The sequence below is a fragment of the Curtobacterium sp. BRB10 genome (assembly GCF_031844325.1).
Taxonomy (GTDB): Bacteria; Actinomycetota; Actinomycetes; order Actinomycetales; family Microbacteriaceae; genus Curtobacterium; species Curtobacterium poinsettiae_A.
In genome coordinates, this window is record NZ_JAUZVA010000002.1 from 274266 (window position 1) to 290342 (window position 16077).

Sequence of the window (16077 nt, forward strand, 5' to 3'; positions counted from 1 at the left end):
TCGCTGCACTGCCGGGAGGCACGGCTCGCCTCACACACGGAGCCGCAGCCCCTGCGGGGTCGCCGTGAACCCCGCCTCCCGCAGTGCGCTGCCGAGCGGTGTCTCGAGCACGAAGTCCCCGTCGACCCGCTCGACCGAGAGCTTCCGCAGCCCGGTCCGCACGATGCCGGCGATCGAGGCGGCGGCGGCGGCGAGGTCGGCCGCGTCGTCGGTGAACGTCAGCACCGACTTGCCGCCGCGCTCCACGTACACGGTGAGCTCGCCGTCGACGGTCGTCACCAGTGCGCCCGCCTTCCGGCCCGGGCGGTGGCCCCGTGTGGTCTTCGAGGCGCTCGCAGCGCCGCTCGCAACACCGTTCGCGGCGGTATTCGCCGCGCCGGCGATCTCGGCCTCGTCGGCCGCGACACCGTGGTCTGCGTCGCCCGTCGGCCACGGCAACGAGGCCCCGAACGGGTTCGCCGGGTCGGTCGCGGCGAGCGTGAGTGCCTCGCGCTTCCGGTCCGGATCGTCACGCTCGTCGTCGCCGAGTTCGCGGGCGTAGGTGCGCAGCCGGTCGACGGTCGGGCCGGTGGCGAACTGGGCGGCACCGAGCCCCTCGACGAAGTACCCGCGACGAGCACGGCCGGACTCCTCGAAGCGAGAGAGCACCCGGTACACCCCGGCGAAGCCACCCCGGACGCCCTCGACCTGCACGGCACCGCGGGTGACGACGCCGTAGCGTTCGAGCAGCTGTTCTGCGGTCGCGGCGGCCCGCACGGTCGAGTCGGACTCGGCCAACGGCAGGAGTGACCAGCGACCCCCGACGGACGGCGGTCCGGACTGCGTCGGCATGGTCGGACGCCGACGGCCGCGGTAGGCCCGAGCACGCGGAGCACTCGAGCTCTTCGCCTTGCCGCCGAGCATCGAGCGCAGCGGGGCGAAGGTGTCGTTCGTGATCTGTCCGGCCCAGACCAGGTCCCACAGCGCGGTGGTGAGCGCCTGGTCATCACTGCTGCCCACGGCCTGGCCGAGCTGCCGGAAGAAGTACGCGCCGCCACCGGCCAGGGCGCCGAGCACGTCCCGCTGCAGCTCGGTCGTCTCGTCGCCGGAGGGCTCGGCGAGCGTCGTCGCCGCGGTGTCGGCCAGGTGCAGGCGCACCCACCCGTCGTTGCCGGGCAGGGTGCCCCCGCCGGACCACAGGACCTCGCCGGTGGCGGTCAGTTCGTCGAGCATGCTCGTCGAGTAGTCGGTGACGCGCGACGGCAGCACCAGGGTCTCCCACGCGCTGGCGGGCAGGGCGACCCCGGCGAGCTGGTCGATCACCTGCAGGACCCCGTCGACGCCGCGGAGCCCACCGCGGGTCCCGGGGGTCTGGACGTGCTGCCAGGCGGGCAGGAAGCGGGCGAGGGTGTCCGGCGAGACCGGTTCGACCTCGTGCCGCAGGGCTGCGAGGGACTTCGTGCGGATCCGTCGCAGGACCTCGGCGTCGCACCACTCGGCACCCTGGCGGTCGGGGCGGAACTCGCCCTCCACCACCCGGCGGTCGGCGACGAGTCGGCGCAGGGTGTCCTGCACGACGGCGATGCCCAGCCCGAGACGACCGGCGGCCTCCTGCGCGGAGAACGGTCCGTGCGACCGGGCGTAGCGGCCGATCAGGTCACCGAGGGGGTCGGCCACGGGCTCGACGAACGCCGTGGGCACACCGATCGGCAGCGGCACCCCGAGGGCGTCGCGCAGACGGGCGGCGTCCTCGATGACAGCCCAGCGCGTCGCCCCGGCGTGCGAGAACGAGAGCACCCGGCGGTCGCGCTCCAGGACCTCGAGCGTGCTGCGCAGTGCAGCGATGGCCGCTGGACGGTCGGCGGCGTCGGCGAGCCAACTCCGGTCGACCGCTTCGTCGAGGTCGAGCGCGCCGACGAGCCGCAGCACGTCGACGAGCCCCTCGGCGTCACGGGCACGGCGGTCCGGCGAGAGCCGCTGCAGGTCGCGCTCCACCGAGGTGATGACCGACGGGTCGAGCAGCTCGCGCAGCTCCGCACGGCCGAGCAGCTCGCCGAGCAGGGTCGAGTCGAGCGACAGGGCCGCTGCGCGGCGTTCGGCGAGCGGGGTGTCGCCCTCGTACATGAACGCCGCGACGTAGCCGAACAGGATCGACCGGGCGAACGGCGACGGCTGCTCGGTCTCTGTCTCGACCAGACGGATCCGGCGTCCGGCGATGTCGTCGGCGATCCCGAGCAGCGCGGGCACGTCGTAGACGTCCTGCAGCACCTCGCGCACGGTCTCGAGCACGATCGGGAACGTCGGGTACTTCTGCGCGACCTCGAGCAGCTGCGATGCCCGCTGCCGCTGCTGCCAGAGCGGCGACCGCTGTCCGGGGTTCCGTCGGGGCAGCAGCAGGGCACGCGCCGCGCACTCCCGGAACCGCGCGGCGAACAGTGCCGAGCCGCCGACCTCGTCGGTGACCAGGGCCTCGAGGTCGTCGCGCTCGAACACGAACAGGTCGGCACCCGGCGGCTCAGCGTCGGTCTCCGGGATGCGGACGACGATGCCGTCGTCGGCCGCCATCGCGTCACCGTCGATGCCGTGCCGTTCGCGCAGCCGTGCGGCGACGGCCAGGGCCCACGGCGCGTGCACCTGCATGCCGTAGGGCGAGTGCAGGATGAGCCGCCAGTCCCCGAGCTCGTCGCGGAACCGCTCGACGACGAGCGTGGTGTCGTTCGGCACGTGACCGGTGGCCGCGCGCTGGTCGCGCAGGAAGGTCAGCAGGTTGGTGATCGCACGCTCGTCCAGTCCACCGGCGGCAACGCGGGCGCGGGCGTCGTCGTCCGAGGCGCCCTCGACCTCGCGCACGAACGCACCGGTCGCCCGGCCGAGCTCGGCGGGTCGGCCGATGCCGTCGCCCTTCCAGAACGGCACGCGTCCGGGCTGCCCGAACGCCGGGCTCACGACGACGCGGTCGTGGGTGATCTCCTCGATCCGCCAGCTCGTCGCACCGAGGGCGAAGACGTCGCCCACGCGTGACTCGTAGACCATCTCCTCGTCGAGCTCGCCGACGCGGGACGCCTTCTCGCCGACCATGAAGACGCCGAACATGCCGCGGTCGGGGATCGTGCCGCCGCTCGTCACCGCGAGTCGCTGCGCACCGGGGCGCCCGGTCAGGGTGCCGTGCACGCGGTCCCAGACCAGCCGTGGCCGCAGTTCGGCGAACTCGTCGCTCGGGTACCGGCCCGTGACCAGGTCGAGCGTCGCCTCGAACGCCGACCGGGGCAGGCCGCTGAACGGGGCGCTCCGCCGCACGAGCTCGAACCAGTGCTCGACGTCGAGGGTGTCGATCGCCCCGGCGGCCACGGTGTGCTGCGCCAGGACGTCGAGCGGGTTCGCCGGCACCGAGATCGACTCGATCTGACCCGTGACCATCCGCTCGACCGTGACCGCGCTGTTGACCAGGTCGGCACGGTGCTTCGGGAACAGCACGCCGCGGGAGATCTCACCCACCTGGTGGCCGGCGCGACCGACGCGCTGCAGGCCGCTCGCGACCGACGGCGGCGCCTCGACCTGGACGACCAGGTCGACCTCGCCCATGTCGATGCCGAGCTCGAGTGAACTCGTCGCGACGACGCACCGCAGCCGACCGGACTTCAGGTCGTCCTCGATGATCGCGCGCTGGTCCTTCGACACCGAGCCGTGGTGTGCGCGGGCGAGCACCGGGACGGAGGCGTCCGAGCCCCCGCCGCCCGTCTGCCCGGACCCGCCGATCAGCTGCGCCGGCGGTCGCCCGGCCCCCTGGGGCGCGACGGCGTGCGCCGAGGTGCGGGCCGGGGACTGTGGTCGGCCCCGCGCCGCGGGGAGCCCGTCGTCGTCAGGGGACGCCCCCGCCGGCACCAGCAGGCCGTCACCAGCGGCGGCGAGCACGCGTTCCTCGTGGATCTCGTTGAGCCGCGCCGTGAGCCGTTCGGCCAGCCGCCGCGAGTTCGCGAACACGATGGTCGAGCGGTGTTCCTCGATCAGGTCGACGACACGTTCTTCGACGTGCGGCCAGATCGACCCGTTCGTCGGCGACTCGGACGCGTCCGCGCCGACCGGTGGTGCCCCGAGCTCGGACATGTCGTCGACGGGGACGACGACCCGCAGGTCGAAGGTCTTCTGCGCTGGCGGCGCGATGATCGTCACCGGTGCCCGGCCGCCGAGGAAGCGCGCGACCTCTTCCGGCGGGCGGACGGTCGCGGACAGCCCGATGCGCTGCACGGGCTTCTCGAGCAGGTCGTCGAGGCGCTCGAGCGACACGGCCAGGTGTGCACCGCGTTTGGTCGAGGCGACCGCGTGGACCTCGTCCACGATGACGGTGTCGACGTTCACCAGGGTCTCGCGCGCCTGCGAGGTGAGCATCAGGTAGAGCGACTCCGGCGTGGTGATGAGGATGTCCGGTGGCTGGCGCAGGAGCTTCTGGCGGTCGGACGACGGGGTGTCACCGCTGCGCACCCCGACCGTGACGTCCGGCGGTTCCGTGCCGAGGCGGCGTGCGGTCTGGGTGATGCCGACGAGCGGGCTCCGCAGGTTGCGCTCGACGTCGACGCCGAGGGCCTTGAGCGGCGAGACGTAGAGCACCCGCGTGCGCTGCTTCGCCGGCGGGCGGTCCGTCGCGCTGATGAGCCGGTCGATCGACCACAGGAACGACGCCAGGGTCTTGCCGGAGCCGGTCGGGGCGATCACGAGTGCGTGCTGTCCGGTCGAGATGGCGTCCCACGCCCCGGCCTGCGCCGGCGTCGGTGCGTCGAAGGCGCCGCGGAACCACTCGGTGGTCGCGGGGGAGAAGCGCTCGAAGACGTCCGTCATGGTCCGTCCCATCCTGCCCGCCACCACCGACAGCAGGCCGAGCGCGCGTACCCCTTGACAGAGCGATAGTTACCGACCTATCGTAAACACATCGCGATACGACGAATACGATCAGGTCAGACCGGTCGCGAGCCGACTCAGCACGATGAAAGGACTCCTCATGCGCCCCTCGTATGACGACGACAGCAACACGTCCCCCCGCGACCAGCGCGGGTTCGGCCCGCGCGGCCCCCGCTTCGGCGGCGCGCGGCAGCACCACGGCGCCGGGTTCCCCGGCCGTGACCGCGGTGACCACGACCACGGCGGCCGCGGCTTCGGTGGTCGCGGGTTCGGCCCCGGCTTCGGCCCGGGCATGGGCTTCGGCCCCGGTTTCGGCGGGCCCGGCTTCGGCCGCGAACGCCGTCGCCGCGGTGACGTCCGCCTCGCGATCCTCGGTCTGCTGGCCGAGGGCCCGCAGAACGGGTACGCCGTGATCAAGACCATCGCCGAGCGCACCGGCGGCGCCTGGAAGCCGAGCCCCGGCTCGGTCTACCCGACGCTCCAGCAGCTCGTCGACGAAGACCTCGTGGTCTCGTCGGGCGACGGCCGCAAGACGCTCTTCGAGCTCACCGACGCCGGCAAGGCCGAGACCGAGGCCAAGGCCGACGAGATCGCTGCGGCACTCGACGGGGCCCCGGGCATCCCGGACGCCCAGCGCGAGTTCTTCGAGGCGCTGCGGAAGACCATGGGCGTCCTGCAGATGTACCGCAGCACCGCGACCGAGGAACAGGCCAAGGCCGCCACGGCCAAGGTGGACCAGCTCCGCAAGGACCTGCTCCAGATCCTCGCCGACTGACGGACGTCACCCGTGACGGACAGGAGGCCCGGTGCCAGCTGGCACCGGGCCTCCTGTCCGTCGTCGTGCGCCTACACCGCGTCGACGAAGGCCGCCACGTCCGCCAGCTCCGCCGTCGACACGGCGTGCGGCAAGCCCGCGTAGGAACGGTCGGTCACGTCGGTGTGCGCTCCGGCCCACGCCTGCGTCCGGGCGGTGGCCTCGGGCGGGATCACCGGGTCGAGGTCGCCGTGCCCGAGGAACACCCGCGGCCGCACCGCCGACACGGCCTCGTCGCGCGAGTCCGTGACGCCCGGCACCACGAACCCCGACAGCGACACCGCGAACGCGAACGCCGCTGGCCGGGCGCGCAGAAGCTGGAGCGCCATCGAGCCGCCCTGCGAGAACCCGAGCAGCCCGATCCGCGGGTGGTCGGCGGCGACGGAGTCGATCCAGTCGAGCACCTCGGCGGCCGCGGCGTCGACCGCCTCCGGCACGGGGGAGCCGGGCGTGCCGAGCGGGTACCAGCTGAAGCCGGGCCCCCACGGCATCGGCGCCCGAAGCGACGCGACCGTCCACACGGGCGGCAGCGCGGGGGCGAGGCCGAGCAGGTCGTGCTCGTTCGACCCGACCCCGTGCATGGCCACGAGCAGGGGTGTGCCCCGCCGGTCCGAGGTACTCCGGGTCCACTGCACCAGGTCCGCATCGATCATGTGGACAACGCTAACCATCCCCAACTCCCGCGCCTTCCGCCGAACTCGCCGCCGTCCCTGGTAGACACGGTGCATGTCCTCGCTGCGCACCCCCGATCCCGACTCCGGCTGGCTGTCCGACGAGGAGCTCGCGAACGTCCGCCGTCGTCTGCCGATCTGCTACGTCGAGGCGGTCCCCGTCCGCACCGACGGCCTCGGCGTCGTGACCGAGGTCGGCGTGCTGCTGCGTGTCTCCCCGAGCGGTTCGATCGCCCGCACCCTGGTGTCCGGCCGGGTGATGTTCGGCGAGTCGATCCGGACCGCGCTGTTCCGCCACCTGGAGAAGGACCTCGGTCCGATGGCGTTCCCGCAGCTGCCCTCGAGCCCGACACCGTTCACCGTGGCCGAGTACTTCCCGCTGCCCGGCGCCTCGGTGTACACCGACGAGCGGCAGCACGCGATCTCGCTGGCGTACGTCGTCCCCGTCACGGGGACGTGCGAGCCCCGGCAGGACGCCCTCGAGCTCACGTGGATGAGCCCGATGGAAGCCGCGTCCGACGCCGTCGCCGACGAGATGGAAGGCGGCCGCGGGGCACTGCTCCGCGCCGGCCTGGCATCGGTCGGCGCCCTGCACTAGCTCGTCACACGACGAAGCCCCCGGATCCGACGGATCCGGGGGCTTCGCAGCGCGGTCGCGAACCGGCTTAGTGCTTGTCGTCCTTGAAGCTGTCGGCGACGCCGTGCGCGGCGTCCTTGACGTCGGTGACGCCCTGCTTCGCCGAGGCCTTGCCCTGGTCGGTCTGGCCTTCGGCCTTCAAGCGGTCGTTACCGGTCGCGTTGCCGGTGGCTTCCTTGACCTTGCCTGCCGCCTTCTCAGCGGCGTTCTTGATGTCATCGATGCCAGCCATAGGCACTCCTTCCAGAAGCGGACGTGTTCCCCGTCAACCGCTTGCGCGGCATCCGGTGAGTGAGACCGTACGCCCGGCGGAGTACCCCGCCCCCAGCCCCCGCCAAGGTTCGCCCGAGCCCGGACGCAAAACACCGGTGTTCACGGAAAACGCCGCGGGATGCGGGGGTTCGAAACGTGAACACCGGTGTTTTGAGTGCACCGACGCGCTCAGCCCGACTGGGTCAGGCCGCGTGGGTCAAGCGCGCAGGTCAGTGGCGGTCGGCAGCGCCGGCCGGACGGGAGGCGCGGCGCGAGCCACCACGACGGTTGCCGCCCGACTCGTTGCCGGACCGACCCGCGGCGTAGCCGCCCTCGGACGACCAGACGGCCGACGAACCGCCGCGCACGACGTCGCTGCTGCCCGAGCGGCGGTTGCCGCCACTGCGGCGACCACCGGTCGAACCGGCGGCTGCGGCGCCGGAGCGCCCGGCGCCCTCGGAACGTGCGCCACGGGCCGGACGGCCCTGACGGCCCCCGGCCGAACCGGCGGACTCGCCGGCCGAGCCGGAGCGCGCGGGCTGTGCCGCGCCTCCGGACCGACCGCCGCGACCACGGCGACGACCGCCGCCGTCACCGGCGGACTCGGCGGAGCGCTGCTTGGGCTGTCGCTGCTGGGTGGGCTGCTCCTCGGCCACGTGGCGGATCGGAGCGACCTCGCCGACGAGCGCGGTGACCGCCGGAGAGGTCGCCGTGACGTGCTGCGGGGTGACCTTGATCGCGGCTGCACGCATCATCTGCGCGACGTCGCGACGCTCGGCGGGCATCGTCACCGTGACGACGTCGCCGGACGAACCGGCACGCGCCGTGCGGCCCGAGCGGTGCAGGTACGCCTTGTGCTCGGTGGGCGGGTCGACGTGCACGACGAGCTCGACGTTGTCGACGTGCACGCCGCGGGCGGCGACGTCGGTGGCGACGAGCACGAGGGCCTCACCGGACGAGAACTTCGCGAGGTTGCGCTCACGGGCACCCTGCGACAGGTTGCCCTGCAGGTCGACGGCCGGGATCCCCTGGCTGCTGAGCTGCTTGGCGAGGCGCTTGGCGTGGTGCTTCGTGCGCATGAAGAGGATGCGGCGGCCGTTGCCCGAGGCGAGGGCGCTCACGAGGTGCTTCTTCGCGTCGGCGTCGGCGACCTCGAACAGGTGGTGGGTCATCGCCTCGACGGGGCTGTTCGCCTCGTCGACGGAGTGCATCACCGGGTTGTGCAGGAACTTCTTGACGAGCTTGTCCACGCCGTTGTCGAGCGTGGCGGAGAACAGCAGTCGCTGCCCGTTCTCGGGCGTCGCCTGCATGATCTTGGTGACCCCGGGCAGGAAGCCCATGTCGGCCATGTGGTCGGCCTCGTCGAGGACGGTGACCTCGATGTCGCCGAGGTTCACGTGGCCCTGCTGCATGAGGTCGGCGAGGCGCCCCGGGCAGGCGACCACGACGTCGACGCCGCCGCGCAGGGCGTCGACCTGACGACCCTGACCGACGCCACCGAAGATGGTCGTGGTGTTGAGGCCCATGGCCTTGGCGAGCGGAGCGAGGGCGACGTCGATCTGCGTCGCGAGCTCACGGGTCGGCGCGAGCACCAGGGCGCGGGGGCGGCCGGCTCGGCGCTTGCGGCCGCTGGCGGCGAGGCGGGCGACGAGCGGGATCGCGAACGCGATGGTCTTGCCGGAGCCGGTGCGGCCGCGACCGAGGACGTCCTTGCCCTGCAGGGAGTCCGGGAGGGTGTCCGCCTGGATGGGGAACGCCATGTCCTTGCCCTGGTCGGCGAGGACGGAGACCATCGGCGCGGGGACGCCGAGGTCGGAGAAACGGATGTCTTCGGTGGTCATGGTGACCTTTCGAGCCGGAGCAGTCCGGCTGTGGGCACGCTTGCGAGGCAGCGCGCGGGCGGGATGCGCGCCAACGGATGTGGCTGGCGCAGTCGCCGCAGCAGAGAAGCCTGGGCACCTTCGTGAGGTGCTCGATCATCGACCGGAGTCTTGAGACAGGTGGTCGGGAGTTCGGGGCGTCCGTACGACGCACGAGGCGATCGGCGCCTCGAGTACGACCAGCATAGCGTGCACATCTCCGGAACAGCGAGGGCGGGGCCGTTCGCCCTGCGCGTGCGAGGATTCCGGGGTGCGCATGCGATCCGTCCTGTTGACCACCGCGATGGCCCTGGTGGCCGTCCTCGGCACGGCCGGCTGCGCCGAGGCCGCCACGACCAGCGCGGCCGCGAGCTACCGCAACCTGCCGACCTCGGGCCGGGTGGACTACCAGCTCGGTGGCGGGTACACACCGCCCTCCGGCGTGACGATCGTCGAGCGCGACAGCACGGACCGCCCGGCGAAGGGCACGTACGACATCTGCTACGTCAACGGATTCCAGACGCAGCCCGAGGCCGCCCGGACGTGGAAGAAGTCGTACCCGTCAGCGATCCTCCGCGACCGTGCGGGCAAGCCGGTCTCGGACCCGGGGTGGCCGGACGAGATGCTCCTCGACACCCGGACCGCGGCCAAGCGTGCCCTGATCACGAAGGTGCTCGCGAAGACCGTCGCCCGCTGCGGTGACCGCGGGTTCGACGCGGTGGAGTTCGACAACCTCGACTCGTGGACCCGGAGCGGCAAGCGGCTCACCCGTGCCGGCAACCTGGCGCTCGCGAAGTCGCTCGTCGCCACGGGGCACCGGCACGGCCTGGCCGTCGGGCAGAAGAACACCCCGCAGCTCGGGGCGTCCGGCCGGAAGCAGACCGGGTTCGACTTCGTCGTCGCCGAGGAGTGCGTGCAGTACCGGGAGTGCGCCGCGTACACGAAGGCCTACGGCGGGCGGGTCATCGACGTGGAGTACTCGGACACCCTCGAGCGCTCGTGGGCTTCGGTGTGCGGGCTGCGGAGCCGCCCGGCCATGACGATCCTGCGCGACCGCGACCTGGTGACCCCGGCGGACGACGCGTACGTGTACGAGCACTGCTGAGCGCCCGGGACGTTCCTTCCCAGAACGCCTGCGATGCATGGTCGGATCGGGCGTACCGGGTCAGAACTTCCGACCGGCTACGCCCGGAACGACCGGGTATGCCCGGAAGCGCGCGCCCTGCGCCCGCTACGCCGGCCAGGCCTCGCGCAGCGCGGTGGCTGCCTGGTCCGGCGACAGCCCCGCCGATCGCGCCGCAGCGGCCAGGGCACGAGCGGCCTCGGCCACGGCGTCCGGCACCGCTGCCGGTCGCACCACCCGGGTGCCGGCACCCCGTGCGGTGTGCACGAGCCCGGCCTCCTCGAGCAGCTGGTAGGCCTTCGCGACGGTGCCGGCGGCGAGACCGAGCTCGTCCGCAAGCCCACGCACGCTGGGCAGCCGTTCGCCGTCCACCAGGTACCCGGCGGTGATCTGCGCGGCGATCTGCGATCGGACCTGCTCGAACGGCGGCACGCGGCCACCGACGTCGAGGGCGACGAGTCCTGTCATGCGTTCCACCCTAGAAGTCGTACTGCTCGCCGACGGGGATCGGGACCGGCACGGTGTTGCCCGGAGGCGCGAGCGGGCACGCCCACGCCGGGTCGTACGCACACGACGGGTTGTAGGCGAAGTTGAAGTCGAGCACGAGCGACCCGAGGTCGTCGCCGCCCAGGTCCGAGCCCTTGATGGTGTCGAGCAGGTAGCGTCCGCCGCCGTAGGTGCCGCGGGCCTTGCCGGCGCTGGCGTCCTTGACGGGGACGAACACCCCGCCCGCGTAGCCGCCGTGCTTCCAGACGTCGAGGGTGCCGACACCGGGGACCCGCACGAGGCCGAGGCGGTCGAAGTGGACGACGCCGTCGGTGCCGGTCTCGAAGTCGAACGCGGCGGGCTCGGTGGCCTCGATGCGGATCTGGAACCGCCACGCCGGGTCGTAGTCCGGCACCGGCAGGGACTCGAAGTCGCGGGCGTCCTCGTCGAGCAGCGGCGACGCCGGGTGCTCCGCGAACATCGCGTCCCGGGTCTCGCGCCAGAGCGCGTGCGCCGTCTGGGGGTCCGGGGTGGCGCGGACGCGGCGGTACAGGTCGAACGTCATCCGCCGCCAATCCGTCGTCGCCAGCGTGCTGCGCACGCGGTCGTCGGTCGTCGGCTCCTGGGGGTGCGTCTGGCTCACGTGGTCGAGGCTACGCCCGCTCCGCGGTGGACGGGAGGCCCGACCCGCGTCCCGTCACTCGGCGTCGGTCCGCCAGGTGGGCGCGAGGGCGCGCATCCGGAACGCCCGCCACTGCCAGATGACCCACATGCCGGGCCACAGGGCGAGCCCGAGGACGGCCGGTCGCATCCGGTAGGTCAGGCGGTCGAGCAGCAGGGTCCGGCCACCCGGTGCGGGGACGACGGCCATCCGGTGCGACATCGTCATCCGCCCGAACAACCCGGACGTGCCGCCACCGTTGTCGCGCTGCACGGGGACTCCTCGGACCTCGTACAGGTCGAGGTCGACGTGCGTGTCGCCGCTCGGCACCAGCCCGAAGGCGTCCGCGGTGATCGGGTGCGGGTGTCCCGGCTCCCAGCGCTGCGGGAACCCCCGGGGATCGCGCGAGCGGTACGCCAGGAACGGTTTCGTCACCGCCACCATCACGGACGGGGACAGCAGGGCATCGCGCACGGCGTCGACCGGCGCATCGAGGACGATCCGGAGCCCGACGTGCATGGCGGTGACGCTACGCCCGCGCGCTGGACGGTGCGCCGTGTCCGCTTGCCGACGGCGCCTGGTCAGGGGAGACGACGCAAGCAGGACGACGCAAGCGAGACGACGCAAGCGAGACGACTCAGGCGTGCCGGGCAGAACGACGGCGGGAGCCCTCGGCCCGGTCGTGCCGCCGCAGTCGCTCGGCCAGCGAGAGCCGCACCGCCGGCCACTCCGACGCGATGATCGAGAACACCACGGTGTCGCGCAGGGTGCCGTCGCGGCCGATCGCGTGGTTCCGGAGCACCCCGTCCTGCTTGGCGCCGAGGCCCGCGATGGCCGCCCGGGACTGCAGGTTGTGCCAGTGTGTGCGGAACTCGACCGCGATGCACTGCCACGCCTCGAACGCGTGCGACAGCATGAGCAGCTTCGACTCGGTGTTGATCCCCGAGCGCTGCGCCGACCGCGCCAGGAACGTGCTGCCGATCTCGACGTGACGGTTGCCCGGGTCGATGTTCATGAAGGTCGTCGCACCCACCACCCGGCCGGTCGGACGGTCCCGCACGGCGAAGGGCACCATGCGGCCGGCCTCGTGCTCGGCGAGCCGCCGGTCGATCTCGGCCTCGACCTGTGCCGGGGCGGGCACCGAGGTGTACCAGGTGCGCCACAGATCGCCGTCCGCGACCGCCGCCCGCAGGTCTTCCGCGTGCTCCTGCCCGAGGGGCTCGAGTGTCACACGGTCGCCGGTCAGGGTGGGTACGGGGGCGATCTCCATGGACATGCATCCTAGGGTCGGCGACCCTGGTGGAACCCGGTCGGACGGCGACCCTGTGGAGAGGGACAGCATCGCCCGGGCGGCTATCGTGACGGACGTGGCAGAACGCACCCAGGAGAAGTACCAGGTCCGGTTCGCGTGGGGCTCCGGAGGTGCGGCTCGCATCGCCCACGGCGCCCACCTGCTCGTCTGGGTCGACGCCCTGCCGCCCACCCCCGACGCCGCAGCACAGCGGCGCGCGCTGCGGAACGTGACCGCCCAGCTGCCGCAGGGTCCGGAGGTCGTGCTCGGCCACCTCGGCAACGCGGCGGCGGTCGCGGAACGGGTGACGGGCCTCCAGGCCGCACGTGGTGACCGGTGCGTCGTCGCGATCGTGGCCGCCGGGCTGCACCACACCGCAGCCCTCGACGACGCGGCCGAGGCGGCGGGGGAGTCCGTCGACGTCGCCGACGCACCCGACTTCGCGGTCGAGGACCTGCTCGCAGCCGGAGCCGTCGTCGACGCGCTCACCGATGTCGGCATCGACCACACCTCACCCGAGGCCGCTGCGGCCTGCGCGGCGTACACGGGGCTGCGCCGTGCCGTGCGGCACCTGGTCAGCGCGTCCGAGGGCGCCGCCGTCCTGAGCCGTGACGACGTGCACGCGGCGCTCGCCGCGGGCCCCGACCTGCCCGTCCTGCGGGAATCGGGGGAGCGCGCGTAGCGTTCGCCCCGTCACGGAACCAGCGAGCGAAGGAGCAACGCCATGAAGGCAGTCGTCGGCGACACGGTGATCGCGGAGGCCCCCGAAGAGGACCTCATCAAGATCGAGGGCAACTGGTACTTCCCGCCGTCGAGCGTGAAGACCGAGCTCTTCACCGAGAGCCCCACCCAGTACCACTGCCCGTGGAAGGGCGACACCCAGTACTTCACGGTCAACGTCGACGGACAGGCGCTGCAGGACCGCGCGTGGTCGTACCCGACGCCGATCCCGTCGTCGTTCGACCGCGTCGGCAAGGACTACTCGGGCTACGTCGCGTTCTGGAAGGACGTCCAGGTCGTCGAGTGACGACCGCCCGTCACCCTGACCGGTCGTGCCTCAGCCGGTCAGGGTGAGCACGACCAGTGCGACGTTGAGCGCCACGATGACCGTCGCGATCACCCACGCCACCACGCGGGTGGTCGCGGCGTTCACGTCGGTCCCCATCACGTTCCGTCGCGACGTGTAGATCACCAGGGGCACGATCGCGAAGGCGATCCCGAAGCTCAGCACCACCTGGCTGACGACGAGCAGCATCGTCGCGTCGGCGTTCAGCGCGAGCAGCACGATCGCCGGCACCAGGGTGATCGCGCGCCGGGCCACGAGTGGGATCCGCACGTGCAGCAGGCCCTTCATGATCTCCGCGCCGGCCATGCAGCCCACCGAGGTCGAGGCCAGGCCGGACGCGAGCAGGCCCACGGCGAAGAGCACCCCGACGACCGGGCCGACGTTCTCGGCGATGGCGCGCTGCGCGCCGGGGATGGAGTCGGTGCCCTCGACGCCCGGCAGGGTGGCCGCGGCGAGGACGAGCATCGCGATGTTCACCCCACCCGCGACGATCAGCGCGAGCCCGACGTCCCACCGGGTCGCGACGAGCACCCGGCGACGCTCCGGCCCGGCGGGGACGTCCCCGTGGCGGTCCCGGGCGAGCGCCGAGTGCAGGTACACCGCGTGCGGCATCACGGTCGCGCCGAGCATCGAGGCCGCGAGCAGCACCGAGCCGGCACCCTCGAACCGCGGCACGAGCCCGGCGACGAGATCGGCCGGAGACACCCGGGCGAACAGCAGCCCGGCGCAGAAGCCCACCGTCAGGATCGCGAGCATCGCCGTCACCACGGTCTCGAACAGCCGCGTGCCCCGGCGGCTGTGCAGGGTCAGCAGGAGCATCGAGACGAGCCCGGTGATGATCCCACCGACCACGAGCGGCAGGTCGAAGAGCAGGTAGAGCGCCAGCGCGCCGCCGATGACCTCGGCGATGTCGGTCGCGGCGGCGACGATCTCGGCCTGGCCCCAGAACAGCAGCCGTGGGGTGCGCCGCATCCGCAGGCCCAGGTGCTCGGGCAGCGACTTCCCCGTCACCACCCCGAGCTTGGCGGACAGGTACTGCACCACCACGGCACTGGCGTTCGCGGCCACGAGCACCCAGAGCAGCAGGTACCCGTACTCGGCCCCGGCGGTCAGGTTGGCGGCGACGTTGCCGGGGTCGACGTACGCGATGGCCGCCACGAAGGCCGGTCCGAGCAGGGTGAGCCCGGCTGCACGACGACGCGGGGCACCGGATGGGTGCTCGTCGAGCCGGGGGTTGGCAGTGTCGGTCATGCACCGATCCTGTCAGAGAATTCGGCATGCCGAATCTTTTTCTTCGACGTTGCGTGGTGCTCGCCGGTCGCCGCTCGCGCGTGTGTGTGTCGCGTGGTCACGACCCGTCGGCTTGGACGCCGCCAGCAGACGGTCGGTGACCGCTTGGCGGAGGTGCGCGGGGTGTCCTGACCGCTCGCGGAAGGCGGACAGGAGGCCCGTGGCGGCGCAGCCACGCGCCTCCCGGCCGGGGCTGGTCGCGACTCGTCGATTGCTCCGCGTCGGGTGGTCGCAACCTGACGGTTGCGACGCCGTCGGGCGACGGTCGGTGACCGCTCGGCGGAGGTGCGCGGGGTGTCGCGACTCGCCCCTCCCGGACGACGAGGGGAAGGTGTCAGCTCCTGGTCACTCCGTGGCGCGGCGGGCGCGGTGCGCCCGGACCTTCGCACGGTTGCCGCACCGCTGCATCGAGCACCAGCGCCGGGTCCCGCCGCGCGACGAGTCGTAGAACACGAGGCCGCAGTCCTCGGCCGAGCAGCGGCTCAGCCGCGTCGGCCGGCCGTCGGCCTCGACGTCGTCGAAGCCGACCTCGGTGAAGAGCGCGACGGCATCGCGCGCCACGCTCGACAGGGCCTGCGCCAGGCGGACCCGGTTGGCCCCGGCGCGGCGTCGGCCACCCGGGAGGCTCGGGGGCACGTCCGGCAGGGCGGCGAACAGGTTGACGGTGTCGATGTCGTCGGGCGCGGGGCGCGTGCGGCCGGCCCCGGCACGCAGGCCCGCCGCCACGGCGGTGCGTTCCGCGGCGGTGCTCGCCGGCGCGGGGGCGGCGGCCACGGCGAGCCGCGCGATCGCGGCACGCAGGGCGCGGGCGTCCTGCAGCTCGCGGGCGCTGGCACCGACGTCGATCGGCTCGGTGTGCTCGCTGAGCCACTCGTCCAGGTCGGCCGGGCTCGCGAGCAGCTCCCCGAGCTGCGACCGCGGTCGGCGTCCGGCGGTGTCGTCGGCGAAGCCACCCGTGTGCGCGAAGTCGAGCGCGATCCGTCCGGCGTCGAAGAACCAGGAGGAACCGGCGTCCGTGCGGATGTGCTGCCCCGTGTGCATCCGCCCAGGCTAAC

Annotated in this window: 15 protein-coding genes; 5 read left to right on the forward strand and 10 right to left on the reverse strand. The window is 72.7% G+C overall.

Features of this window, described 5'->3' with window-relative positions; translation table 11 throughout:
- Positions 1–30 precede the first annotated feature (30 nt).
- On the reverse strand, positions 31–4812 hold the full coding sequence (locus Q9R26_RS05175) for a DEAD/DEAH box helicase (RefSeq protein WP_311226725.1): 4782 nt from the start codon (positions 4810–4812) through the stop codon (positions 31–33).
- A 160-nt stretch (positions 4813–4972) separates the two neighbouring features.
- Between Q9R26_RS05175 and Q9R26_RS05180 the strand changes: the two genes are divergently transcribed.
- Complete coding sequence (locus tag Q9R26_RS05180; RefSeq protein ID WP_027466765.1) at positions 4973–5647, forward strand: PadR family transcriptional regulator; 675 nt, start codon at positions 4973–4975, stop codon at positions 5645–5647.
- A gap of 71 nt (positions 5648–5718) precedes the next feature.
- Here the strand turns inward: Q9R26_RS05180 and Q9R26_RS05185 are convergent, their stop codons facing one another.
- Positions 5719–6339: an alpha/beta hydrolase-fold protein gene (locus Q9R26_RS05185; RefSeq protein WP_311226726.1), complete on the reverse strand. Its 621-nt coding sequence runs from the start codon at positions 6337–6339 to the stop codon at positions 5719–5721.
- A gap of 73 nt (positions 6340–6412) precedes the next feature.
- On the opposite strand from Q9R26_RS05185, the gene Q9R26_RS05190 reads away from it, so the two are divergent.
- Positions 6413–6955, forward strand: coding sequence for an NUDIX hydrolase family protein (locus Q9R26_RS05190; protein WP_110859466.1), 543 nt, complete (start codon positions 6413–6415; stop codon positions 6953–6955).
- A 67-nt stretch (positions 6956–7022) separates the two neighbouring features.
- Here Q9R26_RS05190 and Q9R26_RS05195 read toward each other — a convergent pair whose 3' ends face one another.
- Complete coding sequence (locus Q9R26_RS05195; protein ID WP_111234610.1) at positions 7023–7226, reverse strand: CsbD family protein; 204 nt, start codon at positions 7224–7226, stop codon at positions 7023–7025.
- A 250-nt stretch (positions 7227–7476) separates the two neighbouring features.
- The gene (locus tag Q9R26_RS05200) at positions 7477–9087 is read right to left on the reverse strand and encodes a DEAD/DEAH box helicase (protein WP_111123196.1); all 1611 of its coding nucleotides are present in this window, start codon (positions 9085–9087) and stop codon (positions 7477–7479) included.
- 295 nt (positions 9088–9382) lie between these two features.
- On the opposite strand from Q9R26_RS05200, the gene Q9R26_RS05205 reads away from it, so the two are divergent.
- Positions 9383–10210, forward strand: a complete 828-nt coding sequence (locus Q9R26_RS05205; protein ID WP_259579243.1) for an endo alpha-1,4 polygalactosaminidase — start codon at positions 9383–9385, stop codon at positions 10208–10210.
- A 126-nt stretch (positions 10211–10336) separates the two neighbouring features.
- On the opposite strand, the gene Q9R26_RS05210 is transcribed toward Q9R26_RS05205, so the two are convergent.
- The 4 genes from Q9R26_RS05210 to Q9R26_RS05225 all read right to left on the reverse strand — a co-directional run bounded on the left by Q9R26_RS05210 (position 10337) and on the right by Q9R26_RS05225 (position 12651).
- Positions 10337–10696, reverse strand: coding sequence for a GntR family transcriptional regulator (locus tag Q9R26_RS05210; protein WP_311226727.1), 360 nt, complete (start codon positions 10694–10696; stop codon positions 10337–10339).
- Positions 10697–10706: 10 nt separating this feature from the next.
- Positions 10707–11279 (reverse strand): DUF1684 domain-containing protein, encoded by a 573-nt coding sequence (locus Q9R26_RS05215; RefSeq protein WP_311226868.1) that lies wholly within the window; start codon positions 11277–11279, stop codon positions 10707–10709.
- Positions 11280–11411: 132 nt separating this feature from the next.
- Positions 11412–11894: a hypothetical protein gene (locus Q9R26_RS05220; protein WP_311226728.1), complete on the reverse strand. Its 483-nt coding sequence runs from the start codon at positions 11892–11894 to the stop codon at positions 11412–11414.
- Between the two features lie 118 nt (positions 11895–12012).
- On the reverse strand, positions 12013–12651 hold the full coding sequence (locus tag Q9R26_RS05225; protein WP_182064385.1) for a GNAT family N-acetyltransferase: 639 nt from the start codon (positions 12649–12651) through the stop codon (positions 12013–12015).
- 91 nt (positions 12652–12742) lie between these two features.
- Here Q9R26_RS05225 and Q9R26_RS05230 point away from each other — a divergent pair, with 91 nt between their 5' ends.
- Together Q9R26_RS05230 and Q9R26_RS05235 are read left to right on the forward strand one after the other, a co-directional pair.
- Positions 12743–13348, forward strand: coding sequence for a hypothetical protein (locus Q9R26_RS05230; protein WP_247737894.1), 606 nt, complete (start codon positions 12743–12745; stop codon positions 13346–13348).
- A gap of 42 nt (positions 13349–13390) precedes the next feature.
- The gene (locus Q9R26_RS05235; RefSeq protein ID WP_027466755.1) at positions 13391–13693 is read left to right on the forward strand and encodes a DUF427 domain-containing protein; all 303 of its coding nucleotides are present in this window, start codon (positions 13391–13393) and stop codon (positions 13691–13693) included.
- Between the two features lie 30 nt (positions 13694–13723).
- Here Q9R26_RS05235 and Q9R26_RS05240 read toward each other — a convergent pair whose 3' ends face one another.
- Together Q9R26_RS05240 and Q9R26_RS05245 are read right to left on the reverse strand one after the other, a co-directional pair.
- The gene (locus tag Q9R26_RS05240) at positions 13724–14983 is read right to left on the reverse strand and encodes an Nramp family divalent metal transporter (RefSeq protein ID WP_311226729.1); all 1260 of its coding nucleotides are present in this window, start codon (positions 14981–14983) and stop codon (positions 13724–13726) included.
- A gap of 384 nt (positions 14984–15367) precedes the next feature.
- Positions 15368–16063, reverse strand: coding sequence for a CGNR zinc finger domain-containing protein (locus Q9R26_RS05245; RefSeq protein ID WP_182064383.1), 696 nt, complete (start codon positions 16061–16063; stop codon positions 15368–15370).
- Positions 16064–16077 lie beyond the last annotated feature (14 nt).